Source organism: Micromonospora sp. NPDC049900, assembly GCF_044461025.1.
GTDB lineage: Bacteria > Actinomycetota > Actinomycetes > Mycobacteriales > Micromonosporaceae > Micromonospora.
Window position 1 is genome coordinate 278,046 of record NZ_JBITKM010000003.1, and the last position, 26,817, is coordinate 304,862.

The window sequence follows — 26,817 nt, forward strand, 5'->3', positions numbered from 1 at the left end:
ACCGGGGACCGCTCGCCCGTACGCCCCGTACACCTGACCGGTGCCGACGGCGAGGAGAAGCCGTACCCTGCAACGCATGCGTACCTGCCGGGCGGCGACCGCCGGAAAGCTCACGGTGGTCCTGGCTACGCTGATTCTGCTGGCCGCCTGCGGCTCCAGCGGTCCGAGCCCTCGGGCGTGGGCGGCGTCGGTGTGCACCGCGCTGAGTCCCTGGCGGGCCGAGATCAGCAAGTTGACCAGCAGCACCAACGAGCAGATGACCGCCCAGACCACCCCCGCGCAGGCCAAGGAGAACCTGGTCCGCCTCTTCGCCGGGGCCGAGGAGGCCAGCGAGACCGCGCGGCTCAAGGTCGAGCAGGCCGGCGTGCCCAAGGTCGAGCAGGGCGAGGAGGTCTCCGCCGGCTTCCGGGCCGCGCTCGCCTCGATGCGGGACGCCTACGGCCGGGCCCGCACCACCATCGACGGGCTCGGCATCGGCGAGGCCGGTGCCTTCTACGACGGCGTCCGGTCGACCGTCGAGACCCTCCAGCAGGAGTACGACGCCAGCGCGCTGGACACCAGCCGGCTCAACTCGGAGGAGTTGAAGCGCGCCTTCGACGAGGTACCTGAATGCCGTTGAGCGGTTCCGGAGAGACACCGGCGGCCACACCGCTGCCGGTGACCTTCCCGGTGCCCGACCCGTCCGGTCCGGCGCCACGACGACGTGGTGAGGCGACCGGACGACCGGCGGTGCCCGAGCGGGGCGTCACCGACGAACGGCAACTGGTCTTCTTCGGCGCGGAGACCGGGGAACCCTCCGTCGCCGACCTGGCCGGGCTGCTCGCCGGGCCGGGCGAGGTGCACCGGATGGGCGGGACCGCTCGCCTGTCGGTGCAGGTGGACGCCGCCTGGCGGGTGCACGTGCTCGTCACCGAGCTGGGCCGTCGGGGCGTACGGGCGGCCTGGGAGACGACCGGGGACCGGCGGTATGCGGTGCGGACGGCGTACACCCGGACGATCGTGCCGCTGGCGGTGGCCTGGCTGCGCGGCCCGACCCAGCACCCGCCCCCGGGTTTCCAACTCGACGGCCGTCGGCTCCGGCTCTGGCTGGCCGCCGCCGGGGTGGCCGAAACGCCCGACTTCGTGCTTCATCTCGGCGGCACCGACCCAGGCCGGTGGGCGGCGGTCGGCGCAGCGTTGCACGCGGTCGGACTGACCGGTGACCTGCTGGTGCCGGAGGCGGGCGGACCGGCGTACCGGATCACCGGTCGACGCCGGACGGCGCGGCTCGCGGAGCTGGTCGGCGAGCGTCCCGACGCGGCTCCGCCCGGCACCTGGCCGACCCGCGACTGATCCACCGCCGGCTGTCCGATCGGAGACAGCCGGGCGTCGGGGAACACAGGGAGAATCGGCCGGGTTGCACCTCCACCGAGGGGCTGCCCTGATCACAGTGACCCGTTCCACACCCTACTCAGGGTGTACGGTGACGCCGTCCGGCGCGACCACAGATCGTCCCGGGCGAATTGCCGCCCGCGAAACCCGAAACGCGGACGGCGCGTTACGTTGGACATCCGGACCGCTGGGTATCGGTGGGTCGAGTGCGCCCGGAACCGGGCGCTGGCGCGGCCATGAGCAGGGAAGAGGTCGAAGCAGACGTGCCGAGCAACGCTGGAACCACCCGTCTGGTCATCGTCGAGTCCCCGGCGAAGGCCAAGACGATCTCGGGCTACCTCGGCCCGGGGTACGTCGTGGAGGCCAGCTTCGGGCATGTCCGCGACCTGCCGCGTAACGCCGCCGACGTGCCGGCCCGGTACAAGGGCGAGTCGTGGGCCCGGCTCGGCGTCGACGTCGACAACGGCTTCCACGCCCTCTACGTCGTCTCCGCCGACCGCAAGCAGCAGATCAGCAAGCTGACCAAGCTGGCCAAGGAGGTCGACGAGATCTTCCTGGCGACGGATGAGGACCGCGAGGGCGAGGCGATCGCCTGGCACCTGGTGGAGACGCTCAAGCCGAAGGTGCCGGTCCGGCGGATGGTCTTCCACGAGATCACCAAGCCGGCGATCCAGGCGGCGGTGGCCAACCCCCGGGAGATCGACCGCGACCTGGTCGACGCCCAGGAGGCCCGGCGCATCCTCGACCGCCTCTACGGCTACGAGGTCTCCCCGGTGCTGTGGAAGAAGGTCATGCCGAGGCTCTCGGCAGGCCGGGTGCAGTCCGTGGCGACCCGGATCGTGGTCGAGCGGGAGCGGCAGCGGATGGCCTTCCGCACCGCCGAGTACTGGGACATCCTGGCCACGCTCGCCGTGACGAACGCCGGGGAGGGGCCGCGCACCTTCAACGCCACCCTGGTCGCGCTCAACGGCGACCGGATCGCCACCGGCAAGGACTTCGAGCCCACCACCGGCCGGGTCAAGCCCGGTGCCGGCGTGGTGCACCTCGACGAGAGCGGCGCGCGGGGGCTCGCGGCCCGCCTCGACGGGCGGCCGTTCACCGTCACCCGGGTCGAGGAGAAGCCGTACCGTCGTCGCCCGTACGCGCCCTTCATCACCTCCACGCTCCAGCAGGAGGCGGCCCGCAAGCTGCGGTTCTCGTCGCAGCAGACGATGCGTACCGCGCAGCGGCTCTACGAGAACGGCTACATCACCTACATGCGTACCGACTCGGTGAGCCTGTCGGACACCGCCATCGCGGCGGCCCGCCGACAGATCGTCGAGCTGTACGGCGAGCGCAGCGTGCCGCCGGAGCCGCGCCGTTACACCGGCAAGGTGAAGAACGCGCAGGAGGCGCACGAGGCGATCCGCCCCGCCGGGGACAACTTCCGGACCCCGGGCGAGGTGGCCAAGGAGCTGTCGGCCGAGGAGTTCAAGCTCTACGAGCTGATCTGGCGGCGCACCATCGCCTCGCAGATGACCGACGCGGTCGGCTCCAGCGTCTCGGTCCGGATCCGGGCCACCACCACCGGTGGCGAGGAGGCCGACTTCGGCGCCACCGGCAAGACCATCACCGACCCGGGCTTCCTGCGCGCGTACGTCGAGTCCAGCGACGACGAGAACGCCGAGGCCGAGGACGCCGAGCGCCGGCTGCCCAACCTGGTCAAGGACCAGCCGCTGACCGCCGACCAGTTGGCGGCACAGGGCCACCACACCCAGCCGCCCGCCCGCTACACCGAGGCGTCGCTGGTCAAGGCACTGGAGGAGCTGGGCATCGGCCGCCCCTCCACGTACGCGTCGATCATGCAGACGATCCAGGACCGTGGGTACGTGGTGAAGCGCGGCCAGGCGATGATCCCGTCGTTCCTCGCGTTCGCGGTGATCGGGCTGATGGAGCGGCACTACCCGCGCCTGATCGACTATGACTTCACGGCCAGCATGGAGAACGAGCTGGACGAGATCGCCGGTGGTGACCACGCGGCGGTCGACTTCCTCACCGCGTTCTACTTCGGCACCACCAACGGTGCCGGAGACCAGGACATCGCCCGTTCCGGCGGCCTCAAGAAGCTGGTCACCGAGAACCTCAGCGACATCGACGCGCGCAGCGTCAACTCGATCCCGCTGTTCACTGACGACGAGGGACGCGAGGTCGTGGTGCGGGTCGGCCGGTACGGGCCGTACCTCCAGCGTCGGGTGCCCGGCGAGGAGCAGGCACCGGTCGCCGAGGGCGAGGAGGGCGCGGCCCCGGGCGACCGGGCACCGATCCCCGAGGGCCTCGCGCCGGACGAGCTGACCCCGGAGAAGGTCCACGAGTTGTTCCTCGGCGGCGGGGGCGAGCGCAAGCTCGGCGACGACCCGGCGACCGGCGAGCCGATCGTGCTCAAGTCCGGCCGCTTCGGTCCGTACGTGGCCAGCGGCGAGCGCAAATCCTCGCTGCTGCGCTCGCAGTCGCCGGACTCGCTCACCTTCGACGAGGCGCTCAAGCTGCTCAGCCTGCCCCGGGTGATCGGCGTGGCACCGGACGGTGCCGAGGTGGTCGCCAACAACGGCCGCTACGGACCGTACGTCAAGCGCGGTGACGAGTTCCGTTCGCTGGACTCCGAAGACAAGATGTTCACCGTCACCATGGACGAGGCGTTGGCCCTGCTGGCCGCCCCGAAGAACCGGCAACGACGGGCCGCCGCGCCGCCGCTGCGGGAGATGGGCGCCGACCCGCTGACCGAGAAGCCGTTGGTCATCAAGGACGGTCGGTTCGGCCCGTACGTCACCGACGGGGAGACGAACGCATCGCTGCGACGCGGCCAGACCCCGGAGGCGCTCACTCTGGAGGAAGCCTCCGAGATGCTCGCCGAGAAGCGGGCGAAGGGTCCGGCGCCGAAGAAGAAGGCCGCCGCGAAGAAGGCGCCCGCGAAGAAGGCACCCGCCAAGGCCGGTGCCACCAAGGCCGCCGCCTCGAACTCCACCACCAAGGCCGCTGCCTCGAAGACGGCGTCGAAGGCGGCAGCCTCGAAGGCCGCACCGAGGAAGGCGGCGCCGAAGAAGGCCACCGCCGCCAAGAAAGCACCCGCGGCCGACTGACCGCGGTCCGCTGACGGACCTCGTCCCGTCGCTGATGGAGGCTGGTCGAAGGAGCAGGGCTGACCAGCCGCTTCAGACATCGCTGCCCTACCCATCCCGGCCACCTGGCCTGCCTGCCGCCGCCACTCCAGCTCACCTCGGTGGACAACCACGTGATCTCGGGGTCCGACTCGGTGGTGTGCTGGTGATCCCGGGGACGGTGGGTAGATCTGTTGTCGCTCCGACGACAACAGATCTACCCACCGCCCTTGACCAAGGAGTTTGCGCCCTCAGACGTGCTCCTCCGAGACCAAAACTCCTTGATCAACTCGGCGGGCGTCAGCGTGTGGGTGGTGTGCGTGCGCGTGGAGACGGGCAAGATCCGCGCGACGTCAGCGATGTTGCTGTCTCCGAGGGTGCCTGAGGCGAGTTGTGTGGCTCGTGATGAGCCGCGAGGGAGGGGGTGGACACGGTGGTTTCGGGCGGGATCGCAATCCACCACGTCACGTCCCGTGCAGATCGCACCTCTTCGACATCGTGAAGCGCCAGGATCGCTGGCCCGGCCAGGATCGGTCGACGGGTGAGCTCGCTCAGGTTGTGGGGTGTGGGCCCAGGAGGGTGTCCAGGTAGGGGGTGGTGAAGGTGCGGTGCGGGTCGAGTCGGGCGCGGACCTGCTGGAACTCCTGCCAGCGGGGATAGGCGTCGGCCAACGAGGCGGCCTCGCGCCAGTGCAGCTTGCCCCAGTGAGGGCGTCCGGTCAGGCCGGTCGCCACCTGCTCGAAGGCCCGGAAGTACGGCTCGTACGGCATCCCGACGTACTGGTGTACGGCGATGTACGCCGACTCGCGACCGTACGAGTGGGACAGCCAGATGTCGTCGGCGGCGGTGAAGCGGACCTCGACCGGGAACAGCACCTTGAACGGCAACCCGTCGATGATCCGGCGTAGCGCGCCGAGCGCCTCGGGAAGGGCGTCGCGGGGTAGTGCGTACTCCATCTCCGTGAAGCGGACGCGGCGCGGGGTGCAGAAGACGGTGTCGGAGCGACCGGTGTAGGCCCGCTCGCTGAGCACCCGTGCGCTGACCGCGCTGATCGGCGGGGCGAGGGCCGGTGCGGCGCGGCCGAGGCGGCAGGCGGCGGCGAAGACGCTGTTGGCCATGAAGTCGTCGTCCAGCCAGCTCCGCCAGCGGGGCAGCGGCCGGTCGTCGGCGGTGGTGCGGTCGTTGGTCTTGAGCTGCACCCGGGTGGTGTACGGGAACCAGAAGAACTCGACGTGGTCGTGCCGGTCGATCAGGTCGGGCAGTTCGGCGAGCACGTTGTCCAGGTGTGCGGGGCGTTCGTGGGCCCGCAGCACGAAGGCGTCCACGCAGCGCAGGGTGACCTCGACCAGGACGCCGAGGGCGCCGAGTGAGATCCGGGCCGCGTCGAACACGTCGGGATGCTGCTCGGCGGAGCAGTGCAGGATCTCGCCGGTTCCGGTGACCAGGGTCAACGCCTCGACGAAGGTGGCCAGTCCGCCGTGTCCGGCACCGGTGCCGTGGGTGCCGGTGGAGATCGCCCCGGCCACGGTCTGCGCGTCGACGTCGCCGAGGTTCGGCAGTGCCAGGCGGTGCGCGGCGAGCAGCGAGTTCAGTTCCCGCAGCGTCATCCCGGCCGGTACGGTGACGAGGCGTCGATCGGCGTCCACCTGTACGCCGACGGCCAGTCGGCTCAGGTCCATCCGCCGCCCGTCGGTGACCGCGACGGGCGTGAAGGAGTGTCCACTGCCGACCGGTCGGATCCGTTCGCCGGTGGCGGAGCGTACCTGCTCGGCCACCTCGGCGACGGTTGTCGGGCGCAGGACGGCGGTCGCCACGCTGTGCTGGTTGCCGCCCCAGTTGGACCAGGCGGTGGGGGTGCGTCCGGTTCCGACCATGGCGCGCTCCTCAAGATGAATATGAACCGAGTTCATATCAGGAACGTTCTTCCTGGTAAATACCGCAATCGAGGTCCGCTCGTTGTACCGGTAGTCACGAACTCGTGACGTGCAGATATGTTCATCCGTCGAAGGGGGGTGGCGAGTGTCAACTTCAGCCGCCACGACCGGCCCACTGCGTCGCGTGCCAGTGCAGGGTCGTAGTGTCGCGCGCGTTCAGCGCATGCTGGACGCCTGCGCCGAGCTCGTCGACGAGGTGGGGTACGAAGGGCTGACCACCACCTTGCTCGCCGAGCGGGCCGAGGTGGCGATCGGGTCGGTCTACCAGTTCTTTCCGGACAAGCGGGCGATCGTGCAGGCGCTCACGCTGCGCACGATGGAGTCCTACCTCCAGCGGCTCGACGAACGCTTCGCCTCGGACGACCTGACACACTGGTGGGACGGGGTCGACGCGGGCATCGACGAGTACATCACGATGCACCGTACCGTTCCCGGTTTCCGTACCCTGCACTTCGGCGACGTGGTCGACCTGCATCTGCTCGATGAGCAGCGCGACAACAACGGGGTGATCGCCGACCAGTTGGCCCGGGTGCTCACCGAGCGGTTCGGGCTCGCCGACGTCCCCGACCTGCGTTTCCACCTGGAGATCGCGGTGGAGGCGGCGGACTCGCTGATCAAGCTCGCGTTCCGGCGCAGGCCGGACGGCGACGATCGGGTGCTGGCCGAGGCGAAGGCGTTGATCCGGGAGTACCTGCACCGCCAGATGGAGGCGCGCGGCGACAGCGGCCGTCGGCCGGTCGGGCAGCCCGCGAAGCCGGGCGACGACAAGATCGCCGAATCCACCGAGGCGTCGGCCAAGCAGCCGGCCTGACCTCGCCCGGCCCGGCGACGGAGCCCGTGGGGAACCCGCACGGCCCGCCGGACCGGCAGCTCTGAGCACCATGCCGCGACCGCGGTGGAGAACCTCGCCGTGGTCCCGGCTCGGCGTGTTCAGAGGAAGGCGTGTCCCTCGCCCCGGTAGGTCGGTACGGTGCCCGCCACGTGGTCGCCGTCGACCAGGTGCAGCTCGTTGACCCGTTCGCACAGCTCGCCGGACTTGGCGTGGCGGAACCAGACCCGGTCACCGACGCGCAGGGTGGCGGCCGACGCGCCGGTCAACGGGGTCTGCACCTCACCGGCCCCCTCGGCGCCGAGCAGCTTGAGGCCGGTCGGCAGCCACGGCCGGGGCTGTCGGCTGTCGGCGGCGGAGCCGGAGGCGATCCAACCGCCGCCGAGCACGGTGGCCAGGTCGGGTGCCGGTCGGCGGACCACCGCGCAGGCGAAGAACGCCGCCGGGGTGGGGCGCCAGGCGCGGTACGCGTCGAAGAGCGTCGGCCCGTACAGGCCCGATCCCGCGGTGACCTCGGTGACCGCGGGATCGGCGCTGGTGGCGGCCACGCTGCCGGTCCCGCCGCCGTTGACGAACTCCAGGTCGGCGTGTTCGCGTACCGCGGCCACCGCCGCACCTCGGCGGGCCAGCAACTCGCGGTACGACCCGCGCTGGGCCACCCGGATCGCGGCGGCGAGCACCGCCTGCCCCGGCGGGGCGTCGCCCAGGCCGGCGATCTGTGCCTCGTACGACATCAGGCCGACCAGCCGGAATCCCGCCCGCCGGGAGACGGTGGCGGCGAGCCGCCCGGCCGCCCGGGCGGTGTGCACCGGTGAGCGACGGACCCCGACGTGCACCCGGCCGCCCAGCGGTCGCCACGAGGCGTCCAGGTCGAGGCAGACCCGCAGGTCCGGACGGCTGCCCGGAGCGGTCACCGTGTCGTAGAAGTCGAGTTGGTCGGGGTCGTCGACCATCAGCGTGACGGCTGCCGCCAGCGCCGGATCGGCGGCCAGCTCGGTCAGTGCCGCCCGGTCGGCGGTCGGGTACGCCACCAGCACGTCGGCGGTGACCCCGGTCCGGACCAGCCAGATCGCCTCGGGCAGCGTGAACGCCATCACCGACCGCCAGCCCGGGCGGGCCAGGGCGCGGGCGATCAGGTCCCGGCAGCGCAGTGACTTGCTCGCGATCCGCAGCGGCTTGCCGGCGGCCCGCGAGGTCAACGCGGCGGCGTTGGCGTCGAAGGCCCCGAGATCCACCACCGCGTACGGGGGGTCGAGGTGCGCGGTCGCCCGGTCCAGCCGGTGGCGCAGGTTATCGCTGTCGGTGGCCACGTGTGCACGCTAACTGTGAAACGGTGAATGCGAAATACCCTCGCATCTGACCGGCCGGGGGCGGGTTGGCAACCGCGTCCTAGGCTCGGCGAGCAGGTGATGCGCGACGGGGAGCGGTCCCCGTCGGGACTAGAGTGTTTCACCGGGGGTGCCCAGCGATGGGCCGGCACGTGGAGGTACGGCCATCGAAAGCCAGTTCAACGGCGAGTCGTCCGGCGTGTCGCCGTCCACGGACCAGCCCGCCGGGACATCCGGCCGGGACACGACCGGCTTATCCGGCGGCGGTGCCGCGGGCCAGACCGCCGATCCGAAGAGCCCACCCGGCGGTCCCGCCGCCCAGACCGACCTGTCCGGTTACGGCGCGATCCGCTCGGTGCTGCGCATCCGACCGTTCCGACGGCTCTGGATCGTGCTCGGCGCCGCCTCCTTCGGCGACTGGCTCGGCCTGCTCGCCACGAGTGTCTTCGCCGCCGCGCAGGTGGAGGGCAACACCGCCAAGGGAGCCGCGTTCGGTGGCGTGATCGCCATCCGGCTGCTGCCCGCGCTGGTCCTCGGCCCGTTCGCCGGGGTACTCGCCGACCGGTTCGACCGCCGCTGGACCATGGTGATCTGCGACGTGCTGCGGTTCGTGCTGTTCGCCTCCATCCCGCTGTACGCGCTCACCGGCGCCAGCGGCGCACGGGTGGTGAGCTGGGCGGCGATCGCCACGTTCCTGATCGAGACGGTCACCCTGCTCTGGATCCCGGCCAAGGAGGCCGCGGTCCCCAACCTCATCCCCCGGGCCCGGCTGGAGACCGCCAACCAGCTCACGCTGATCACCACGTACGGTCTGACCCCGATCGCCGCCGCGATCCTGCTCGCCTCGGGCGACGGCATCGTCCGGGGTGTCACCGGCGGCGAGATGCCCACCTGGGCCGAGCCGGCCCAGCTCGCGCTCTGGTTCAACGCCTTCTCCCGCCTCGCCACCGCCCTGGTGGTGGCGTTCGGCATCAAGGAGATCAGCCAGGCGCAGACCACCGAAGGGGAGCGCACCGAGCAGAGCATGCTGCGCCAGTTCGCCGAGGGCTGGCGGTTCATCGCACAGACCCCGCTGGTGCGCGGCCTGGTCCTGGGCATCCTGGGTGCCTTCGCCGGTGGCGGCATCGTGATCGGCACCGCCCGGTTCTTCGCCGCCTCGCTCGGTGCCGGTGACGCCGCGTTCTATCTGCTGTTCGGCGCGATCTTCCTGGGCCTGGGGATCGGCATCGGGCTCGGCCCGATGATCGTCCGGGACATGTCCCGGCGGCGCTGGTTCGGCATGAGCATCGTGCTGGCCAGCGCCTCGGTGATGACGCTTGCCTTCGCCTTCCACCTGTCCATGGCGCTGGTCGGCGCGATCCTGGTCGGCGCCGGGGCCGGCATGGCCTTCCTCTCCGGCACCACGCTGCTCGGTGGCGAGGTCGCCGACGAGGTACGCGGCCGGGTCTTCGCCGTGGTGCAGATCGGTACCCGGCTGGTGCTGATCCTGGCCATCGCACTGGGCAGCCTGCTCGCCGGCGTCGGCGGCTCCCGGACGTTCGAGATCGCCGACCTGGGCGTCTCGGTCTCCTCGACGCGGCTGTTGCTGCTCGTCGCCGGTGCCGCCGGGATCTTCGCCGGGATCAGCGCGTTCGGGCAGATGGACGACAAGAAGGGCGTACCGGTCCTGGCCGACCTGTGGGGGTCGATCCGGGGCCGCCCGCTGATGCCGGCCGAGCCGTTCGTCTCCGCCGGGCTCTTCGTGGTCTTCGAGGGCGGCGAGGGCGCGGGCAAGTCGACCCAGCTCGCCCAGCTCGCCGAGCGGCTGCGCGGCGACGGGCGGGACGTGGTGGTGACCCGGGAACCGGGCGCGACCGCCGTCGGTGCCCGGATCCGGTCGATGGTGCTGGACACCACCGGCGACGAGGCGCCCTCACCGCGCGCCGAGGCCCTGCTCTACGCCGCCGACCGGGCCCACCACGTGGCCACCGTGGTCCGTCCCGCCCTGGTCCGGGGCGCGGTGGTGATCAGTGACCGGTACGTCGACTCGTCCCTGGCGTACCAGGGCGCCGGGCGTACGCTGCCGGTCGACGAGGTCTCCTGGCTCTCCTCCTGGGCCACCGGCGGGCTCAAGCCCGACCTGGTGGTGCTGCTCGACGTCGACCCGCGGACCGGGCTGTCCCGGGTGGCCGCGCGGAGCCAGGCCGCCGACCGGCTGGAGGCCGAGTCGGTGACCTTCCACGAGCGGGTCCGCTACGCCTTCCTCGACCTGGCCGCCGCCGACCCCAAGCGGTACCTGGTGCTCGACGGCTCCCGGCCGGCCGAGGAGATCGCCGAGCGGGTGGCCCGCCGGGTGGAGGAGATGCTCGGTGCACCCGGCGGCGTCGACCACCCGGACCCGGCGAACGGCCCGGACACCTCGGTCCAGGCCGAGTTATCCCCATCGGAGCTGGTGACGACGGAGCGAACGTGATGCCGGACGCCTTCGCCGACCTGGTCGGGCAGGACGAGGCGGTGGAGACGCTGCGCCGGGCGGCGTCGGCCGCCGCCGCGGTGCTGCGCGCCGCCGACGGCCCGGAGGCGATCGAGCCGACGGTGTTCCCGGACGGCCCGGACGAGGGTAACGGTACGACCCCGGGGACCGACCCGGGCGCGGGCATGACCCACGCGTGGATCTTCACCGGACCGCCGGGATCGGGGCGGTCGGTGGCGGCACGCGCCTTCGCCGCCGCGTTGCAGTGCGTTCACGGCACCGGTTGCGGCACCTGCCCGGGATGCCACACCACGCTCGCCGGCACCCACGCCGACGTGCGGCTGGTGGTGCCCGAGGGCCTCTCCATCGGCGTCAACGACATGCGGGCACTGGTGCTCCGCGCGGCCAGCACCCCGTCCGGCGGGCGCTGGCAGGTGGTGATCATCGAGGATGCCGACCGGTTGACCGAGGCGGCCGGCAACGCGCTGCTCAAGGCCGTGGAGGAGCCGCCGCCACGGACCGTCTTCCTGCTCTGCGCGCCGTCCACCCACCCGGACGACATCTCGGTGACCATCCGGTCGCGCTGCCGGGTCGTACCGCTGCGGCAGCCGTCCGCCGAGGCGGTCGCCGAGGTGCTGGTACGCCGCGACGGCATCGCGCCCGACGTGGCCCGGTGGGCGGCGGCGGCCACCCAGGGTCACGTGGGCCGGGCCCGGCGGTTGGCCGGCGATCCGCAGGCCCGGTCGCGTCGGGACGCGGTGCTCGCGGTACCACGTCGACTGACCGGGGTGGGTGCCGCGTTCGACGCGGCGTCCGCACTGATCGAGGCGGCCGAGGCGGAGGCCGCGGCGTCCGTGGCCGAGCTGGACGCGACGGAGCGCGCCGCGCTGGAGACCGCGCTCGGTGCGGGCGGCACCGGTCGGGGCGCGGCGGGCGCCGCCCGGGGCTCCGCCGGCCAGTTGAAGGAGCTGGAACGGCGCCAGAAGTCCCGGGCGACCCGGGCCCAGCGGGACGCGCTGGACCGGGCCCTGGTCGACCTGGCCGCCTTCTATCGGGACGCCCTCGCCGTGGCCTGGGCGGCACCGGTGGCGCCGGTGCACACCGACACCGCCGACCTGGCCGACGCCGGTGCCCGCAAGTGGCAGGCGGAGGGGGCGCTGCGGCGTCTGGAGGCGGTGCTCGCCTGCCGGTCCGCGATCGAGGCCAACGTCAAGCCCCGGATCGCGGTCGAGTCGATGATGCTCGCCCTCTGGAAGGGCTGACCCCGACCCGCCTCCCACCGGATGCCGCTCCCTGACGCACCGGTCGGCTCCGGGATCCGCACAGGCATCGACACGCTCGATTCTGGTGCGGTACGGTCCGGTGTGCCGTGGTGACGGCGGCGGTACGCACAGTGAGGACGACTGGGGAGGAGTCCGCTGATGCCGCGGGGCGAGATCGACGAGGCGTGGATCGAGGAGGCGGTCCGACGCTACCGCCGGATCGAGTCCCTCCAGGCCGAGTTCGACCAGGCCGTGGCGACGGTCGAGGTCACCGTCCGGTCGCCGGACGGACTGGTCGAGGTGGTGGTGACCGCCGGTGGGCGGATCACCGACGTGCGTTTCCTCGGCCCCCTGCACACCCGGCAGCCGCGTGACGTCGCGGGTTCGGTGCGGGCTGCGGTGGTCGCCGCCGCGGACGCCGCCCAGTGGGCCCGGGAGAAGCTGCACAACGAGACGTTCACCGCCTACCGGCCGCTGACGGGGGCGTGAGATGGACACCCTTCGTGCCCTGGCCGCCCGCCTCGACGAGGCGAGCGCCACGCTGACCGCGCTGTCCCACTCGGTCACCGCCGCCGACCCCGCGCAGGTCTCGTTCGGCGCGGACGCGCCGGGGCGGCCCGGCGAGATCGGCCGGGCGCTGCACCGGCAGTGGACCACCGCCACCGGGGACCGGGCCCGCGAGGCGCACGCCGCCGCGGCGCAGTTGACCGCCACGGCGACCGCGCTGCGCCAGGCCGCCGACCGGTATTCCGACACCGACTCCGCCGCCTCCCGCCGGCTGGCCGGGGAGAGGTGATGGACGCGCTGGACCGGCTCGCCGAGCCCGGGATCGACCTGCTGCGCCGGGTCGACACCCTGCTCGCCGCCGGGGCTCCGGAGGGCCACCGGGTCTGGCCGTTGCTGCGTCGGATGCAGGTGCTGCCCGGTGACGCCCTGCGCAGCTTCCTCGACCTGCGGGCGGCGCCGTTGGCGGGTGCCGGGCACACGGTGCGCCGGCACGTCCACGGGTACGACCACGCCTGCGCCACGCTGACCGATCCGCTGCTCTGGTCCGGGCCGGCTGCCGCCGCGTACGGGCAGTCCCGGACGATGTTGCTGCGTCACCTCGACGACGGCCCGGAGAGCCTGGTGGGGCGGTTGGAGGCCACCGCCGGCTACGCCGACGCTCTCGCCGACTGGGTGGAGGGCAGCCGGCTCGCCGTCGCCCGCACCCTGGCCGAGGTGATCGGTTCGGCCGAGGCGGTCTCGGTGGTGGCGGCCACCTCGATCACCCGAGAGTCGCCGCACTCCGGGCCCTCGTCGCCGGGCAGCCCCGCCGCCGCCGAGATCGCGGCCCGGGTGCTGGCCGTGCTCTGCGTCGCCTACGACGGGGCGGAGACGCTGCTGCGGCAGTGGGCCCCGAGCCTGGCCGAGACCCCGATGCGCGCGGTACCGACCCGGTTCCGTCCCGGCACCGCCCCGGGCGGGCCGACCACCCGCGTCGGCTGGTAGCAGCCCCCGGACCAACCGGTGCACGGCCGTCGGCGTCGGCCCGACTCGGCCGTGGACGGGATGCGGTGGCAGCAGCACGGCGCCGCACGCGGATACCCGATCGGGCCCGCGCGGCGGCGCCGTGACTTTCCTGCACCCCCCGCAGGTCTGTCCCCACACTCAACGCTGTCCGGCCCCGTTTGTCCCGTCCGTGACGAAGGATTCAGCCGTCCGGACGCCATCGTCGTACCGGTCGGCGGCCCGGGATCGGTCGAGTCGACAATCATGGATGGTTGCGCGGTGCGGTCACCCGTCACCGCGGCCCGACGCAAATCCGTCGGCGCGTCGTAGGGTGAGGAGCATGGGCATGCTCTGCGCGGTCAGCTTCCAGCGGTACGGGCGTCTCTACTACCTCGACCCGGGTGACTTCCGACCGCAGGTCGGCGACAAGGTGCTGGTGCCCACCGACGACGGGCCCGAGGTGGCGGAATGTGTCTGGGCCGCGCAGTGGGTCAGCGACGACACCGAGGGCTTTCCCCGGATGGCGGGGCTGGCGCAGGAGGAGGACCTGCGCCGGGACGAGACGCTGCGACGCCGCAAGGCGGAGGCGAAGGTCGCGGCCAAGCGGCTGATCCGGGAGCACGGCCTGCCGATGAAGGTGGTGGCGATCGACCACGTGCTCGGCAGCGCCGACGGTGGCGGCGAGCGCAGCACCATCTACTTCACCGCGCCGCACCGGGTGGACTTCCGCTCCCTGGTCCGCGACCTCGGGGCGACCCTGCACTGCCGGGTGGAACTGCGGCAGTTGTCGGCCCGCGACTCGGCCCGGGTGCAGGGCGGCATCGGCTCCTGCGGGCGTGACCTGTGCTGCGCGACCTTCCTGAACGACTTCGAGCCGGTGACCATCCGGATGGCCAAGGACCAGGATCTGCCGCTCAACCCGCTGCGCATCTCCGGCGCCTGCGGCCGGCTGATGTGTTGTCTCAAGTACGAGCACCCGCTGTACTCGAAATTCCAGGAGTCCGCACCGGAGGTCGGCAGTCGCGTCTCCACCCCCAAGGGTGAGGGCCGGGTGGTGGGCCACAGCGTCCCCCGCGACGCCGTCACCGTACGCCTGGACGCCGACGGCTCGCGCTCCCTGTGTTCCCGTGCCGACGTGTGCGGCTCGCGCCAGGCGTACGACAGCCGTGACAAGTCCGGCCCGGAGGGCGTCGCACCCCGGCGATGACCCGGTCCCGGGACGGTGTCATTGACGGGTTTCCCGAGCCCCTGAGCACCGCGGCCCGCCGTACCGCCCTCATCCCGGACCACCGATGAGGGCGGCGCGCGCTCCTGCCGCCCTCATCGGTCCGGTCAACGCAGGACGACCGGAGGTTCGGCCAGGCGGGGACGCAGCGGACGGCCCGGAGCGAGCCAGGACGCCTCGGGGGAGCCGTCGGGGTTGACGCGCCACCGGCGGCCCACCCGGTCGACCGCGATCGGATAAAGGGTGAGCGTGCCGTCCGGGTCGATCCGCATCCGCACGAAGCCCTTGGCGTCCTCGATGCCCTGCCCCGCGAAGAGTTCGTTGACGTTGACCCCGAAGGCGCTCGCCACCAGCAGGTACCCGGCCACCAGTTGACTGGCCACCAGGCCGATCACCGGCAGGTAGACGGTTGCGGCGGCCACCGCGGGCAGCGGCCAGAGCCAGTCGTGGAACGGCAGCGACAGCCACGCCCAGGTGCCGGCGGCCCCCAACCCCACGTGGGCCAGCCCGTGCCCGACACCCAGCAGCCAGTGTCGGACGTGCCGCTTGCCGCTGGAACTGGGCGGCTTGGCGAACAGCGCCGCCGCGAGCACGGTCACCAGCACCATCATCACCAGCGGCACGCTGAACAACCGCTGCTCGGAGGCCTCCGCGCGGAAGTCGGTCACCCCGGCCATGGAGAGCATCAGCAGGGTGTGCAGGATGCCCAGCAGCGTCGAGAAGCCGGGATTGCGCAGCGGCAACCGGCCGAAGATGCCCCAGCCGTACCGGCGGGAGCGGGTCGCGTCGGGATAGCGGGCGGCCAACTCGTATTCGCGGGAGGGGCTGGAACGGCGGGCCAACGTGTCCCGGGGCGGCACCTCGATCCGCTCGGGCAACTTGTGCGTCGGGTACAGGTACGCCCCGCCGCTGCCCGAGGTGACCAGTTGCCGGCCGTCCGGCCCGGTGTAGCGGGCGTAGTGGTGCAGGTCGCCGGAGATCAACAGGCGTACCTGGGCACCGGTGGGCGCGACGATGGTCCGGATGAAATAGTCGATCGAGTCGTACGCGGTGGGCTGGTCGACGGCCTTCACCCAGGCCGGAGCCGGCACCGCCAGGATCACCCGGCTCTGCGGGCCCAGCTTCGCCGCCACCGCGTCGAAGAAGGTGAGCTGCGGGTCGTCGACGTACGAGCCGGACTGGTCGTCGAGCCCGAGCAGCCACCAGTCGGCGGGCAGCTCGGCGGCGAAGTACGAGCGGGACTGGCCGGTCCGCCAGCCGCCGAAGTGGCGGTCCCTGGTCCGGACGAACAGCCGCAGGAACGCGGTCAGCCCGTCGTACCAGTCGTGGTTGCCCGGCACCGCGAAGATCGTCGGCTGCTCGGGCGGTGTGGTCGGCAACGCCGCCTGGTACGGCCCCTTGCACCGGTCCTCGTACGCCTCGTACGCGGCCGACGGGTAGACCTGGTCGCCGCCCATCACCAGGGTCTGCGCCCGGGGCAGCCGGTGCCCGTCCACCTCCAGCTCGCGCTGCGCGAGCAGATACGCCACCGAGTACGTGGCGTTGAACCCGTCGCCCAGGTCGGCCACGTAGTCGAGCCAGAGCCCGCCGTCCGGCCCGACCTGACGGGCGACCTCCGCATCCAGCGCCTTCTGAAGCTCCCGCTTGTCCAGGTACGCCCCGAACAACATCGCCAACAACGTCCGCAGACCGGTGCTGATCAGCAGGAACGGCGCGAGCCACGGCACCGGCTTACGCGGGGTGAAGCCCAACTCCAGCGGATCGGTGCTGCGCGGCCGTCGCGCCGCCCGCCCTCCGGACGCCTCCTCGGCGTACGGCCCCAGCGGTGTCGCCCGACCGCTGGCCGTCACCGGCACCGGGCCGGTCGTCTTCTCGCTGGTGGTCTCGGCACGCGCACCGTCACCGGGCGAAGGGTCGACCGGTTCGTCGTGGGGGATCTGATCGTCGGTCACCCGGCGGAGCGTAGCGCCGCGCGGTGTGCCGTGCCGAGCCCGATCGGACCCGATGTCCGGTCCGCCGAGTCCGGGGAATCCCGCTCCGCCCCGGCGTGGTGCGTGCCGTACACTTGGCGATCGTTGCCGCCTTAGCTCAGTCGGCTAGAGCGACGCACTCGTAATGCGTAGGTCGACGGTTCGATTCCGTCAGGCGGCTCGGATGGAAAGGCCCTTGGCCTCGGGAGGGATCCCGGGAGCCAGGGGCCTTTTCCTATGCGTTCGCGGACAGGCCGGGGTGCGGTGAACTGCGGGCAGGCCGGAAGTGGAGCTTCGGCCTGCCCGCATTCGAAGCGACGTGAAGCAGGTGGCTCGCTGGGCTCCGACCCAGAGGTCACCGCTTCGAATCCGCACAGCACTACGGATTCGACACGCCCTCGTTGAAGCCCTCGTTGAAACCCTCCATGAACGCCGAGAAAGACCCGGTCAGCAGGCATCCCGCACAGCACAGCGCGATCAGCATCGCCGGCAACGCGATCCACAAGACGATCGCCCACCCTCCCAGCCCAGCTTTGTTCGGCTGCTGCTGGGCGTACATCCCCGGCGGCGGCTGAGGCGGGTACTGGTGCGGCGGATAGTGCGGCTGCTGCTGGTACGGGTCGTGAGGATGCATCCGGCCATCGTGACCATGGACAGACTCGCGCGGTACCACCGATCGGTACATCCCGGACCACCGAAGAGGGCACACCGGAAGGCGGGGAGCACAACAACGAGGGAGTCACGAATCCGCGCTGCGTTGGGGAACCGCCCAGGGCGGCCCGAACGGCGAACCCGTGAGTCGGCAAGCCGTCGGCTGCTGCCCGTGGCGGCCGGTCACCAGTGCGGCTCTCCGGCGGCGGCTCCCACCTCGTGTCACAGGTGGCGCCCATACTCGACGGCGAAACCACGATCGCGACGCCAGCCGGAGGTCCCGCCGTGCCGTACGCACCAGTCGTCGTCAGCCTGCCGATCGCCGACCGGCGGGTCTCGCACGACTTCTACCGGGACGCCCTCGGACTGGCCGCGATCGGTGAGCCGGCTGAGGACGGCCTGCCCGAGCCGTTGCAGTTCGAGGTCAACCCAGGGCTGCGCCTGATGCTGGTGCCGACTGGTGGCTTCGGCTGGGTGCTCGGCGGCCGGGAGGTGGCCGACCGCCGGCACAGCGAGTGCGTACTCGGGTTGACCCTGGCCGGTCCGGCCGAGGTCGACAGCCTGGTCTCTCGCGCGCGGGACGCCGGTGCGGAGGTGACGACCGAGCCGGGACCGCAGCCCTGGGGATACGCGGGCACGTTCGCCGACCCGGACGGCCACCTGTGGATGGTCACCGCCGCCGGTGCGGCCGGTCAGGAGGAGTAGAGCTTGCGGGCGTACTCCGGGCCGTAGTGGCGCTCCAGGTCGGCCAGGCTCTCCACCGGGTTCTGTACCTCCTTGACCAGGCGGGCCGTGCCGGGCAGCGGGTCCGTCGGCCAGCTTTCCGGCTGCCACAAGCCGGAGCGGAGGAACGCCTTCGCGCAGTGGAAGAAGATCTGCTCGATCTCCACCACCACCGCGAGCACCGGGCGGTGTCCCTTGACCACCATCTGGTCGAACCAGGGCGCGTCGCGCAGCAGCCGGGCCCGCCCGTTGATCCGCAGGGTGTCGCCCCGGCCCGGGATCAGGAAGATCAGCCCGACGTGCGGGTTCTCCAGGATGTTGCGGTAGCCGTCGGCACGCTTGTTGCCGGGGCGCTCCGGGATGGCGATGGTCCGGTCGTCCAGCACGAGGGTGAAGCCGGCCGGGTCGCCCTTGGGCGAGACGTCGCAGGCACCGTCCGCCCCGGCGGTGGCCACCAGACAGAACGGCGACGCGGCCAGCCACTGACGGTCGCGCTCGTGCAGTGTGGTGCGTTCCTTCTCGGCGGCGCGGGGTGTCGGCGTACCGAGCAACTCCCGCAACTCCGCCACCGAGGTGATCTCTGCCGTCACTGTGTGCCTCCCCGTGGAGTTGAACCCGGTGGCGGCATCCAGGCGGGAAACCGCCACGGTCAGTGTAGGCACGCCTACTGTGATGAGCTGTCCCCCCTGATGGGCGGGGGTGTGGCCGCAGCACGAGCCGGCGACGGCGAAACGACCCGAGCAGTGGAGGCCCGGAGCATGGAGAGCCGACTCAAGGTACTGGGTCATCCGGTGCATCCGATGCTGGTCATGTTCCCGGTGGCCCTGCTGGTCACCACCGTGCTGTTCGACCTGATCGACACGCTCGGCGGACCCCGGTTCCTCGGCGAGGTGGCGTACTGGAACCTCACCGTCGGGTTGGTCGGCGGCCTGTTGGCCGCGGTGGCCGGAGCCTTCGACCTGCTGGCCATCCCCGCCGGGACCCGCGCGAAGCGGGTGGGAATCACCCACGCCGTGGCGAACCTCGCGGTGATCCTGCTCTTCGCCGCCGTCTGGGTGGTACGCCTCAACGCCGAGTCCCGGGCCGCCGGTGGCGCGCTGATCGCCATCGAGGTGGTGGCGCTGGGCATCCTCGGCATCAGCGCCTGGCTGGGCGGGGAACTCGTCGACCGGCTCGGCGTCGGGGTCGACCGGGACGCTCACCTCGACGCACCGAGTTCGCTGCGGTCCTCGTCGGTCGGACAGCCGACGGGTGGTGTGCGATGACCCGGAACTGGCGCGGCGGTCAGCAGGGCTGGGACCCGATGGGCGAGTTGCAGTCGCTGCGCGCCGAGCTGAGTCGGCTGCTCGGTGGCCGCCCGGGGCCGCCCGAGGTCGAGTTGGGCGAGATCCCCGACGGCTGGGAGGTGGTGGTGCGGCTGCCCGGCGTCGCACCCGAGGAGGTGGCGGTCGAGTTGGACGACCGCGATCTGTGCGTACGGGCCCGGACGGAAGCCGAGGTGAACGCCGATCACGGCATCCCCGGCGGGTTCGAGACGCGGGGCTTCGAGTACCGCGTACCGCTGCCGTCGCGGGTGGACCCGGAAGGCATCGACGCGGTGATGGACCACGGCCTGCTGCGGGTACGGCTGCCCCGGGCGACCCGGCCCGCTCCCCGCACCATCACCGTCGGTCGTACCGGGCCGTACCCGAGCGGTGCGGGTGCGTCGCGGGGCGTCGACCCGGCGGCGGACCGGGAACTCCACCAGCCGGACGTCGTCCCCGGCGAGTACGACCGGTAGCCCCCTGCCGTGGCCGCTCCGGACCTGCTCGCCCCGGCCACCGGGCTGGTGCCCGACGTGGCCCGGATCGCCGTACTGCGGGCCAACGCGCTCGGCGACTTCATCTTCGTGCTGCCGGCGTTGGACGCGCTGCGGGCCGCGTACCCGAAGGCGGAGATCGTGCTGCTCGGCGCGCCGTGGCACGCGGAGCTGTGGACCGACCGGCCGGGCCCGGTGGACCGGGTGGAGGTGGTGCCGCCGGCGCCGGGCATCCGCGCGGCGGGCCCCGGCGAACCCGAGTCGAGCATGGTCGACTTCCTGGCCGCCGCCCGCGAGCAGCACTTCGACCTGGCGCTGCAACTGCACGGCGGCGGGGCGAACTCGAACCCCCTGGTCGCCGCGCTCGGTGCCCGGGTCACCGCCGGGCTGCGCGCCGAGGACGCCCCGCCGCTGGACCGGTGGCTGCGGTACGTCTACTACCAGCCGGAGGTGATCCGCTACCTGGAGGCGGTGGCGTTGGTGGGTGCCCCGGCGACCACGATCACCCCGACGCTGGCGGTGACCGAGACGGACCGGGCCGAGGCCCGCAGGGTGCTCGGTGAGCCCGCGCGCCCCCGGGTGGCGCTGCATCCCGGGGCCACCGACACCCGACGCCGGTGGCCCGCCGACCGGTTCGCCCGGGTGGCCCGGATGCTGCACACCGACGGGTACGAGGTGCTGGTCACCGGTACCCCCGCCGAGCAGGAGGTGGTGGACCAGGTGGTGGCGGCGGCCGGGGTCCCGGTCCGCCCACAGGTGGGCACACTCAGCCTGGGCGGGCTCGCCGGCTGCTACGCCGACTGCGAGTTGGTGATCTCCAACGACACCGGCCCGCTGCATCTCGCCGGTGCGGTCGGCACCCCCACGGTCGGCATCTTCTGGGTCGGCAACCTGATCACCACCGCCACCGGGCTGCGTGGACGGCACCGACCGATCACCTCGTGGACGGTGCACTGCCCGGTCTGCGGGGTGGACTGCACCCCCGGCATCTATCCGCACCGCCCCGGCGACGGCGACTGCCCGCACCGGGATTCGTTCGTCACCGACGTACCGGTCGTCGAGGTGCTGGAAGCCGCCCGCGAACTGCTGTTCCGCTGACGGCGCGAGCTGAGATGCAAGGAAGGGCACCCTGCTAACGCCTGGTGTATAGGAAGGGCCCCCTCCTTACATCAGGGCCTCCCACGCCTCGACGTCGCGTTCGGTGACGGTGGTCGGCGACTCCAGGTGGTAGGCCCCGCTGGGCAGGACGCCCGCGCCGCCATGGCGCGCCAGCACGGTGAGTTGGGCGGCGACGTCCTCGCCCTGGTGGCGCTCCGGCACCCGTCGCCAGAAGTCGAAACCGCCGCACTCGACCAGCTTGGCGCGGTCGTACAGGACGCAGCCGCCGATCCAGGAGACCTGGTACGCCCGCCAGCTCCCCGCCGGCACCTCCAGTGCTGTGGTGACGTGCAGCAGGTTCGCCGCCGAGTGGATCTGCGCCCGGTCCCACTCGGGGGTGCCCGGACGGATGCGCTCCGGCACCGGCCGACCGTTCCACTCCCGGTAGTGCCGGTGCGTCTGCGGGCGTACGTCGTCCAGGTACGACAGTCCGTGCACCCCGTTGCCGACGAATCCGCAGCCCAGCTCCTGGATCGCGGTGACCAGTCGGGACAGCGCGCCGGGTTCCAGCCAGACGTCGTCGTCGAGGAAGAGCACGTACCGGGCGGTGGACGCGGCGAGCAGGGCGGCCCGGTGTTCGGCCAACCCGCGTCGGGGCAGTCGACGGGTCAGCAGCACCGGATGCCCGCGATACCGCAGCGCACGGACCATGGTGGCTGCCGCCGGGTGGGCGTACCCGGGGTCGCCGTCGGACTGGTCGCTGACCACCACCCCGAACCCCGGCACCCCCTCCTGGGCGGCGAGCCCGGAGAGGGTGACGGCGAGTTCGGCGGGCCGGTCCCGGGTCGGGACCAGGACGTCGAGCAGACGGTCGGCGCGGAAGTCCGCGTGGTCGCCGGTGTCGAGCGGTCGGTTCACGGCGCCTTGCCGGTGGTCGGTGGGACGCCGGCACGGGACACCGCCACACCGTCCGGACCGGCGACAGCCTCCTGACCGGCCGCCACGGCGTCGCCCGCAGCGACCGTCCGGCCCGTCTCCACCCCGTCGACCGAGCCGACCGAGCCCGTCGAGCCGACGAAGCCGACCGAGCCCGTCGAGTCCGTCGAGCCGACGACGCCGGTCGAGTCGACCGTCCCGCTCTGGCCGTGGGCCCGGATCCGGTCGATGATCGCGGAGGTGGAGCGGTCCGGCACGTACCCGAGCGTGCGGACCTGCCCGCCCAGCCGCTGCACCAGCGGCGCCTCGGGCACCAGGTCGGGCGGGTAGTCGCCGCCCTTGACGTAGACGTCGGGGCGGATCGCCTCGATCAGTCCGGCCGGCGAGTCCTCCTCGAAGACGACCACGTGGTCGACGCAGGAGAGTGCGGCGAGCAGGGCGGTCCGGTCCTCGACCGGGTTGACCGGCCGGTCGGCGCCCTTGAGTCGGCGGACGCTGTCGTCCGAGTTGACCGCCACCACCAGCAGGTCGCCCAGGGCGCTCGCCTGTTCCAGGTACCGCACGTGGCCCCGGTGCAGCACGTCGAAGCAGCCGTTGGTGAACACGATCGAGCGCCCGTTCCGCCGATGCTCGGCGATGATCCCGGTCAGGCCCTCGGCGCCGACCAGCGCCGAGCCGCCGAGGGCCGGGCGGCCCAGCGCGGCCAGCAGGTCGTCGCGGCGGCACACGCAGGTGCCGGTACCGGCGACGGTGCTGGTCGCGGCGAGCTGGGCGAGCTGCGCGGCGGTCGGCAGCGGCGCACCGGCGGCCAACGCGAGCGTCATGGTCGCCAGGTACGCGTCACCGGCGCCCACCGCGTGGCTGGCCGGTACGGGTGTGCTGTGGCTGCGGGCGGGCCGTCCCTCGGCACCGCCCACCACCGCCCCGTCGGTGTCCAGGGTCACCGCGACCACGTCCGCGCCGGTGTGCGCGCGCAGTTCGGCGAGCCGGGACTCGGCCAGGACCGCCCGGTCGACACCGGCTCCGGCGTCGGCGTTCACGGTCACTCCGGTGCCGGTCACGCTGAGCCCGTCGCGGGTCATCGCGACCCGACCCTCACCGGGGGTGGGCTCACCGGTCGGCCCATCGGTACGCCGCAACGCGCCCGGCGCGGTGCCCACGGTCAGCTCCGACGGCCCGTCGCCCGCGTCCACCTCGGGGTGTTCCAGGTGCAGGTCGGTCGGGGTGTCGGCACCGGTCAGCCCGGCGGTGCCGGCGCGGGCGAGCAGTCGGCTCGCCTCGGCGAAGCTCGGTGTCACCACGGTCGGCGCGAGGCCACGCCAGTCGGCGAGGTCGTGCGCGTCCAGCGCGACGGTGGCGTACCGGCTGCGGTGGGCGACCAACCAGGCGCGTACCGGTGCCGGCAGCGCGCCCAGACCGTAGTCGCAGATCACCAGCGTGGGAGCCGCGCCCCCGGCGGCGGCCCGCAGCTCCTCGGTCGCACAGTCGAGGGCGGTGAGCAGGCAGTCCACGCCGACGTCGGTGAGCGGGTCGTCCGGGTCGCCGGAGTCCTCGCGGAGCAGGATCTGATCGCCGGCCAGCATGCGGCGCTTGACCGGGGTGGGACGGCCCGGCTGGCTGACGGTACGGTCCCAGACTCCCGCCCGGTCCAGACAGTCGTGCAGCTCGTCGCCGGCCACGTCGGCACCGACCGGTGCCACCAGCACCGAGCGTCCGCCCAGGGCGGCGACGTTGACCGCGGTGTTGGCCGCGCCGCCCGCCGCCGAGATACGACGCCGCAGGGTGAGGACCGGGGCCGGGGCTTCCCGACACAGTCGGTCGGAGTCGGCGAACCGCCACTCGTCGAGCATGGCGTCGCCGATCACCAGGACCGGGCGCCCGAGCCAGCTCTGCACGACGTCGGCGAGCCGGAGCTGTTCCGCTGCTGCTCGTGCCATGCCGGCGGATCCCCTTGCCGCTCCGGGTCAAACCTGCCCGGCCGCCGGCCGGGTCACGCACCTCGGGGCGTTTCGGGCGTTCGGGGTCGGGAAGGGTTCGGCGTCCAGGACGTACGACGTCGACGTCTCCGCCGCAGACCCCGACCGGTACGACGCGTTGGTGCTGCCCGGTGGGGTGGCCATCCCGGACTTCCTGCGGGCCGATCCGGTCGCGGTGCGGTTCGTGCGGTCGTCTTCGACGCAGGTAAGCCGGTCGGGGTGATCTGCCACGGCCCGTGGACCCTGATCGAGGCGAGGGTCGGCACTGACCCGACCACCGGCTCCACCCGTGGCCGGTCCGTCCGACGCCCCCGCCGGGGTTTCGGACGGACCGGGCATGTTTCCGGTGGTACGGGAAAACGGGCGCAATGACCACGGAGAGCCACCCGGAGCCGGTGCTGAGCAAGGGGCAGCTCCGGCTGCTGATGTTCGGCCTGATGACCGGCATGCTGCTGGCCGCACTCGACCAGACCATCGTCGGAACCGCCCTGCCGACCATCGTCGGCGAGCTGGGCGGGATCAGTCACTACTCCTGGGTGGTGACCGCGTACCTGCTCGCCTCCACCGCCTCGACCCCGCTGTACGGCAAGATGGCGGACCTGTACGGGCGTCGCCCGGTGTTCCTGTTCTCGATCGGTACGTTCCTGCTCGGCTCGCTGCTGGCCGGGCTCTCCCAGGACATGACCCAACTGATCGTCACCCGGGGCGTGCAGGGTCTGGGGGCGGGCGGCCTGATCACGCTCGCCTTCACCATCATCTCGGACGTGGTCTCGCCTCGGGAGCGTGGCCGTTACCAGGGCGTCTTCGGCGCGGTGTTCGGCATCGCGTCGGTGGCCGGGCCGCTGGTCGGCGGCTACTTCGCGGAGACCAACTGGCGCTGGATCTTCTATCTGAACGTGCCGCTGGCGATCCTCGCCATCGTGGTCTGCTCGCGGGTGATCCGGCTGGTGCCCTTCACCCGCCGGAAGCACTCGATCGACTGGCTCGGCGCGTTGCTGCTGGTCGCCGGGGTGAGCAGCCTGCTGCTGGCACTGAGCTGGGGCGGCAACACCTATCCGTGGGGCTCCGCCGCGATCATCGGCCTCTTCGCCGCCGGTGCCGTGCTGGCCGTCGGATTCGTGCTCCAGGAGCGCCGGGTGGCCGAGCCGATCCTGCCGCTGCGACTGTTCCGCAGCGCCACCTTCGCCCTGGCCAACGGCGCCGGGTTCGTGCTCGGTCTGGTGATGTTCGGGTCGATCATCTTCATCCCGCTCTACCTCCAGATCGTCAAGGGCGCCTCGCCGACCCGCAGTGGTCTGCTGATGCTGCCGATGATGGCCGGCATCATCGTGACCTCGGTGCTGACCGGCCGGGCGATGAGCCGGATCGGCCGGTACAAGTGGTTCCCGGTGACCGGCTCGGTGGTGCTGCTGGCCGGGATGCTGCTGTTCACCCGATTGCAGGTGGGCACCTCGCTGTGGGTGGCGTTCGGGTTCATGGCGGTGATCGGTGTGGGGCTGGGCCTGTGCATGCAGTCGCTCGTCCTGGCCGTACAGAACTCCGTCTCACTGCGGGACCTGGGTGCCGGCACCTCGTCGGCGACGTTCTTCCGCTCGCTGGGCGGGTCCTTCGGGGTGGCCATCCTCGGCGCGGTGCTCTCCGCCCGGCTGGCCGCCGAGATGTCCGACCGGCTGCCCGCAGCGGTCGCCCGACTCTCCCCCGAGCAGCAGGCCGCGGTGGGCCCCTCCGGTGGGGCCGGAGTGTCGGTCGAGGACCCGGCGACGATCCTGGCCCTGCCCGCCCCGGTACGCGAGGTTGTCCAGGTGGCCTTCGTCGAGTCTCTGCACCTGGTCTTCCTGACCACCGGGCTGATCGCGATCGTGGCGGTGCTGCTCACCCTGGCCCTGCCGAACGAGCGGCTGCGCGGCGCCGGGCCGGAGGGTGCCACCGGCGGCACCGACGGCCTGGGTGGCGAAGGACCGGCTCCCGGTGGCAAGCCGCTGGACCGCTCCTCGAAGCCCGAGGCCGCCGCCGACATGGAAGCCAAGTCCCAGACGATGCTCTGACGTGGCTCCTGGACGAGAGGTCTTCCGGCCGGTCACTTGAGGATCAGGCGGTTGGTCTGCTCGAAGACGTCCAGGTCGGCGAGGGTCTCCAGCACGCTCGTGGAGAGCGGCTGCGGCAGCGCCTCGCGGTGGAAGAAGCCGGCGTCGGTGGTCTCCTCGGTGACCCGGGCCAGCCGCCCGTCCCACTCCTCGACCCGGAACGCGGTGGTGAAGATCTGGTACGTGTGGCCGTACATGTTGGTGTGGGTGCGGTCGGGTCCGGTGTAGAGGGCGAACGCGCTGACCCGCAGGGCGCGCAGTCCGGTCTCCTCGCGTACCTCCCGCACGGCGCAGTCGGCGATGGACTCGCCCAGCTCCATCGCGCCGGCCGGCATGGCCCACTGCCCGTTGTCGGAGCGGCGGATCAGCAGGATCCGTGCGGCGCTGTCACGGACCACGGCCCGCGCGCCGACGAACATCAGTGTCCGGTCGCCGGCCAGGGCGCGGAGCTGCCCGACGTACGAATCAGCCCAGGAGATGCTCACCCGGACAAAGTACGGGGGTTGTCGCGACGGATGTGCCGGAATCGGCCACGCCGTAACGTTTCTCGGCGCA

The 26,817-nt window shown here is 72.2% G+C and carries 23 protein-coding genes, 1 tRNA gene and 1 pseudogene; 17 read left to right on the forward strand and 8 right to left on the reverse strand.

Features of this window, described 5'->3' with window-relative positions:
- The first annotated feature begins 76 nt into the window (after positions 1 to 76).
- The 3 genes from ACIBMZ_RS09600 (at position 77) to topA (ending at position 4,487) form a co-directional block, all read left to right on the forward strand.
- On the forward strand, positions 77 to 619 hold the full coding sequence (locus tag ACIBMZ_RS09600; protein ID WP_396692140.1) for a hypothetical protein: 543 nt from the start codon (positions 77 to 79) through the stop codon (positions 617 to 619).
- Entirely contained in the window at positions 610 to 1,332 is a 723-nt protein-coding gene (locus ACIBMZ_RS09605; RefSeq protein WP_396692141.1) for a hypothetical protein, read from the forward strand. The genes ACIBMZ_RS09600 and ACIBMZ_RS09605 overlap by 10 nt, the downstream gene beginning before the upstream one ends.
- Before the next feature lie 302 nt (positions 1,333 to 1,634).
- Positions 1,635 to 4,487 carry a type I DNA topoisomerase gene (gene topA, locus ACIBMZ_RS09610; protein ID WP_396692723.1) on the forward strand — a complete coding sequence of 951 codons (2,853 nt, stop codon included), beginning with the start codon at positions 1,635 to 1,637 and terminating at the stop codon, positions 4,485 to 4,487.
- A 569-nt stretch (positions 4,488 to 5,056) separates the two neighbouring features.
- On the opposite strand, the gene ACIBMZ_RS09615 is transcribed toward topA, so the two are convergent.
- The gene (locus ACIBMZ_RS09615; protein ID WP_396692142.1) at positions 5,057 to 6,379 is read right to left on the reverse strand and encodes a D-arabinono-1,4-lactone oxidase; all 1,323 of its coding nucleotides are present in this window, start codon (positions 6,377 to 6,379) and stop codon (positions 5,057 to 5,059) included.
- 223 nt (positions 6,380 to 6,602) lie between these two features.
- Here ACIBMZ_RS09615 and ACIBMZ_RS09620 point away from each other — a divergent pair, with 223 nt between their 5' ends.
- Positions 6,603 to 7,250 (forward strand): TetR family transcriptional regulator, encoded by a 648-nt coding sequence (locus tag ACIBMZ_RS09620; protein ID WP_396692143.1) that lies wholly within the window; start codon positions 6,603 to 6,605, stop codon positions 7,248 to 7,250.
- Positions 7,251 to 7,369: 119 nt separating this feature from the next.
- Here ACIBMZ_RS09620 and ACIBMZ_RS09625 read toward each other — a convergent pair whose 3' ends face one another.
- Complete coding sequence (locus ACIBMZ_RS09625) at positions 7,370 to 8,578, reverse strand: amino acid deaminase/aldolase (RefSeq protein WP_396692144.1); 1,209 nt, start codon at positions 8,576 to 8,578, stop codon at positions 7,370 to 7,372.
- 148 nt (positions 8,579 to 8,726) lie between these two features.
- On the opposite strand from ACIBMZ_RS09625, the gene tmk reads away from it, so the two are divergent.
- The 6 genes from tmk (at position 8,727) to ACIBMZ_RS09655 (ending at position 15,008) form a co-directional block, all read left to right on the forward strand.
- A complete protein-coding gene (gene tmk / locus ACIBMZ_RS09630) occupies positions 8,727 to 11,048 on the forward strand; it encodes a dTMP kinase (protein WP_396692145.1) in 2,322 nt (773 codons plus the stop codon).
- Positions 11,048 to 12,310, forward strand: a complete 1,263-nt coding sequence (locus tag ACIBMZ_RS09635; protein WP_396692146.1) for a DNA polymerase III subunit delta' — start codon at positions 11,048 to 11,050, stop codon at positions 12,308 to 12,310. Before tmk ends, ACIBMZ_RS09635 begins: the two co-directional genes overlap by 1 nt.
- A 159-nt stretch (positions 12,311 to 12,469) precedes the next feature.
- Positions 12,470 to 12,799 (forward strand): YbaB/EbfC family nucleoid-associated protein, encoded by a 330-nt coding sequence (locus tag ACIBMZ_RS09640; RefSeq protein WP_396692147.1) that lies wholly within the window; start codon positions 12,470 to 12,472, stop codon positions 12,797 to 12,799.
- 1 nt (position 12,800) lies between these two features.
- Positions 12,801 to 13,106, forward strand: a complete 306-nt coding sequence (locus ACIBMZ_RS09645; protein WP_396692148.1) for a hypothetical protein — start codon at positions 12,801 to 12,803, stop codon at positions 13,104 to 13,106.
- The gene (locus ACIBMZ_RS09650) at positions 13,106 to 13,801 is read left to right on the forward strand and encodes a hypothetical protein (RefSeq protein WP_396692149.1); all 696 of its coding nucleotides are present in this window, start codon (positions 13,106 to 13,108) and stop codon (positions 13,799 to 13,801) included. The genes ACIBMZ_RS09645 and ACIBMZ_RS09650 overlap by 1 nt, the downstream gene beginning before the upstream one ends.
- Before the next feature lie 340 nt (positions 13,802 to 14,141).
- On the forward strand, positions 14,142 to 15,008 hold the full coding sequence (locus ACIBMZ_RS09655; protein ID WP_396692150.1) for a stage 0 sporulation family protein: 867 nt from the start codon (positions 14,142 to 14,144) through the stop codon (positions 15,006 to 15,008).
- 125 nt (positions 15,009 to 15,133) lie between these two features.
- On the opposite strand, the gene ACIBMZ_RS09660 is transcribed toward ACIBMZ_RS09655, so the two are convergent.
- A complete protein-coding gene (locus tag ACIBMZ_RS09660; RefSeq protein WP_396692151.1) occupies positions 15,134 to 16,978 on the reverse strand; it encodes a metallophosphoesterase family protein in 1,845 nt (614 codons plus the stop codon).
- Positions 16,979 to 17,103: 125 nt separating this feature from the next.
- Here ACIBMZ_RS09660 and ACIBMZ_RS09665 point away from each other — a divergent pair.
- Positions 17,104 to 17,177: transfer RNA gene (locus ACIBMZ_RS09665), tRNA-Thr, on the forward strand.
- 198 nt (positions 17,178 to 17,375) lie between these two features.
- Here ACIBMZ_RS09665 and ACIBMZ_RS09670 read toward each other — a convergent pair.
- Positions 17,376 to 17,630, reverse strand: a complete 255-nt coding sequence (locus ACIBMZ_RS09670; protein WP_396692152.1) for a hypothetical protein — start codon at positions 17,628 to 17,630, stop codon at positions 17,376 to 17,378.
- 302 nt (positions 17,631 to 17,932) lie between these two features.
- Here ACIBMZ_RS09670 and ACIBMZ_RS09675 point away from each other — a divergent pair, with 302 nt between their 5' ends.
- Complete coding sequence (locus tag ACIBMZ_RS09675) at positions 17,933 to 18,352, forward strand: VOC family protein (RefSeq protein ID WP_396692153.1); 420 nt, start codon at positions 17,933 to 17,935, stop codon at positions 18,350 to 18,352.
- On the opposite strand, the gene ACIBMZ_RS09680 is transcribed toward ACIBMZ_RS09675, so the two are convergent.
- Positions 18,340 to 18,960, reverse strand: coding sequence for a pyridoxamine 5'-phosphate oxidase family protein (locus tag ACIBMZ_RS09680; protein WP_396692154.1), 621 nt, complete (start codon positions 18,958 to 18,960; stop codon positions 18,340 to 18,342). The two genes, ACIBMZ_RS09675 and ACIBMZ_RS09680, sit on opposite strands and share 13 nt — an antisense overlap.
- A gap of 168 nt (positions 18,961 to 19,128) precedes the next feature.
- On the opposite strand from ACIBMZ_RS09680, the gene ACIBMZ_RS09685 reads away from it, so the two are divergent.
- The 3 genes from ACIBMZ_RS09685 to ACIBMZ_RS09695 are packed head-to-tail and all read left to right on the forward strand — an operon-like array spanning position 19,129 to position 21,266.
- The gene (locus ACIBMZ_RS09685; RefSeq protein WP_396692155.1) at positions 19,129 to 19,635 is read left to right on the forward strand and encodes a DUF2231 domain-containing protein; all 507 of its coding nucleotides are present in this window, start codon (positions 19,129 to 19,131) and stop codon (positions 19,633 to 19,635) included.
- Positions 19,632 to 20,150, forward strand: a complete 519-nt coding sequence (locus ACIBMZ_RS09690; protein ID WP_396692156.1) for an Hsp20/alpha crystallin family protein — start codon at positions 19,632 to 19,634, stop codon at positions 20,148 to 20,150. The genes ACIBMZ_RS09685 and ACIBMZ_RS09690 overlap by 4 nt, the downstream gene beginning before the upstream one ends.
- A 9-nt stretch (positions 20,151 to 20,159) precedes the next feature.
- Complete coding sequence (locus tag ACIBMZ_RS09695) at positions 20,160 to 21,266, forward strand: glycosyltransferase family 9 protein (protein WP_396692157.1); 1,107 nt, start codon at positions 20,160 to 20,162, stop codon at positions 21,264 to 21,266.
- 66 nt (positions 21,267 to 21,332) lie between these two features.
- Here the strand turns inward: ACIBMZ_RS09695 and ACIBMZ_RS09700 are convergent, their stop codons facing one another.
- A complete protein-coding gene (locus ACIBMZ_RS09700) occupies positions 21,333 to 22,184 on the reverse strand; it encodes a glycosyltransferase family 2 protein (RefSeq protein WP_396692158.1) in 852 nt (283 codons plus the stop codon).
- On the reverse strand, positions 22,181 to 24,139 hold the full coding sequence (gene rfaE2 / locus ACIBMZ_RS09705) for a D-glycero-beta-D-manno-heptose 1-phosphate adenylyltransferase (protein WP_396692159.1): 1,959 nt from the start codon (positions 24,137 to 24,139) through the stop codon (positions 22,181 to 22,183). The genes ACIBMZ_RS09700 and rfaE2 overlap by 4 nt, the downstream gene beginning before the upstream one ends.
- Before the next feature lie 103 nt (positions 24,140 to 24,242).
- On the opposite strand from rfaE2, the pseudogene ACIBMZ_RS09710 reads away from it, so the two are divergent.
- Both ACIBMZ_RS09710 and ACIBMZ_RS09715 read left to right on the forward strand, forming a co-directional pair.
- Positions 24,243 to 24,439: pseudogene (locus ACIBMZ_RS09710) on the forward strand (DJ-1/PfpI family protein); the annotation flags it as partial.
- Between the two features lie 107 nt (positions 24,440 to 24,546).
- On the forward strand, positions 24,547 to 26,223 hold the full coding sequence (locus tag ACIBMZ_RS09715; RefSeq protein ID WP_396692160.1) for an MDR family MFS transporter: 1,677 nt from the start codon (positions 24,547 to 24,549) through the stop codon (positions 26,221 to 26,223).
- A gap of 32 nt (positions 26,224 to 26,255) precedes the next feature.
- Here ACIBMZ_RS09715 and ACIBMZ_RS09720 read toward each other — a convergent pair whose 3' ends face one another.
- Positions 26,256 to 26,747 (reverse strand): NUDIX domain-containing protein, encoded by a 492-nt coding sequence (locus tag ACIBMZ_RS09720; protein WP_396692161.1) that lies wholly within the window; start codon positions 26,745 to 26,747, stop codon positions 26,256 to 26,258.
- Between the last annotated feature and the right edge of the window lie 70 nt (positions 26,748 to 26,817).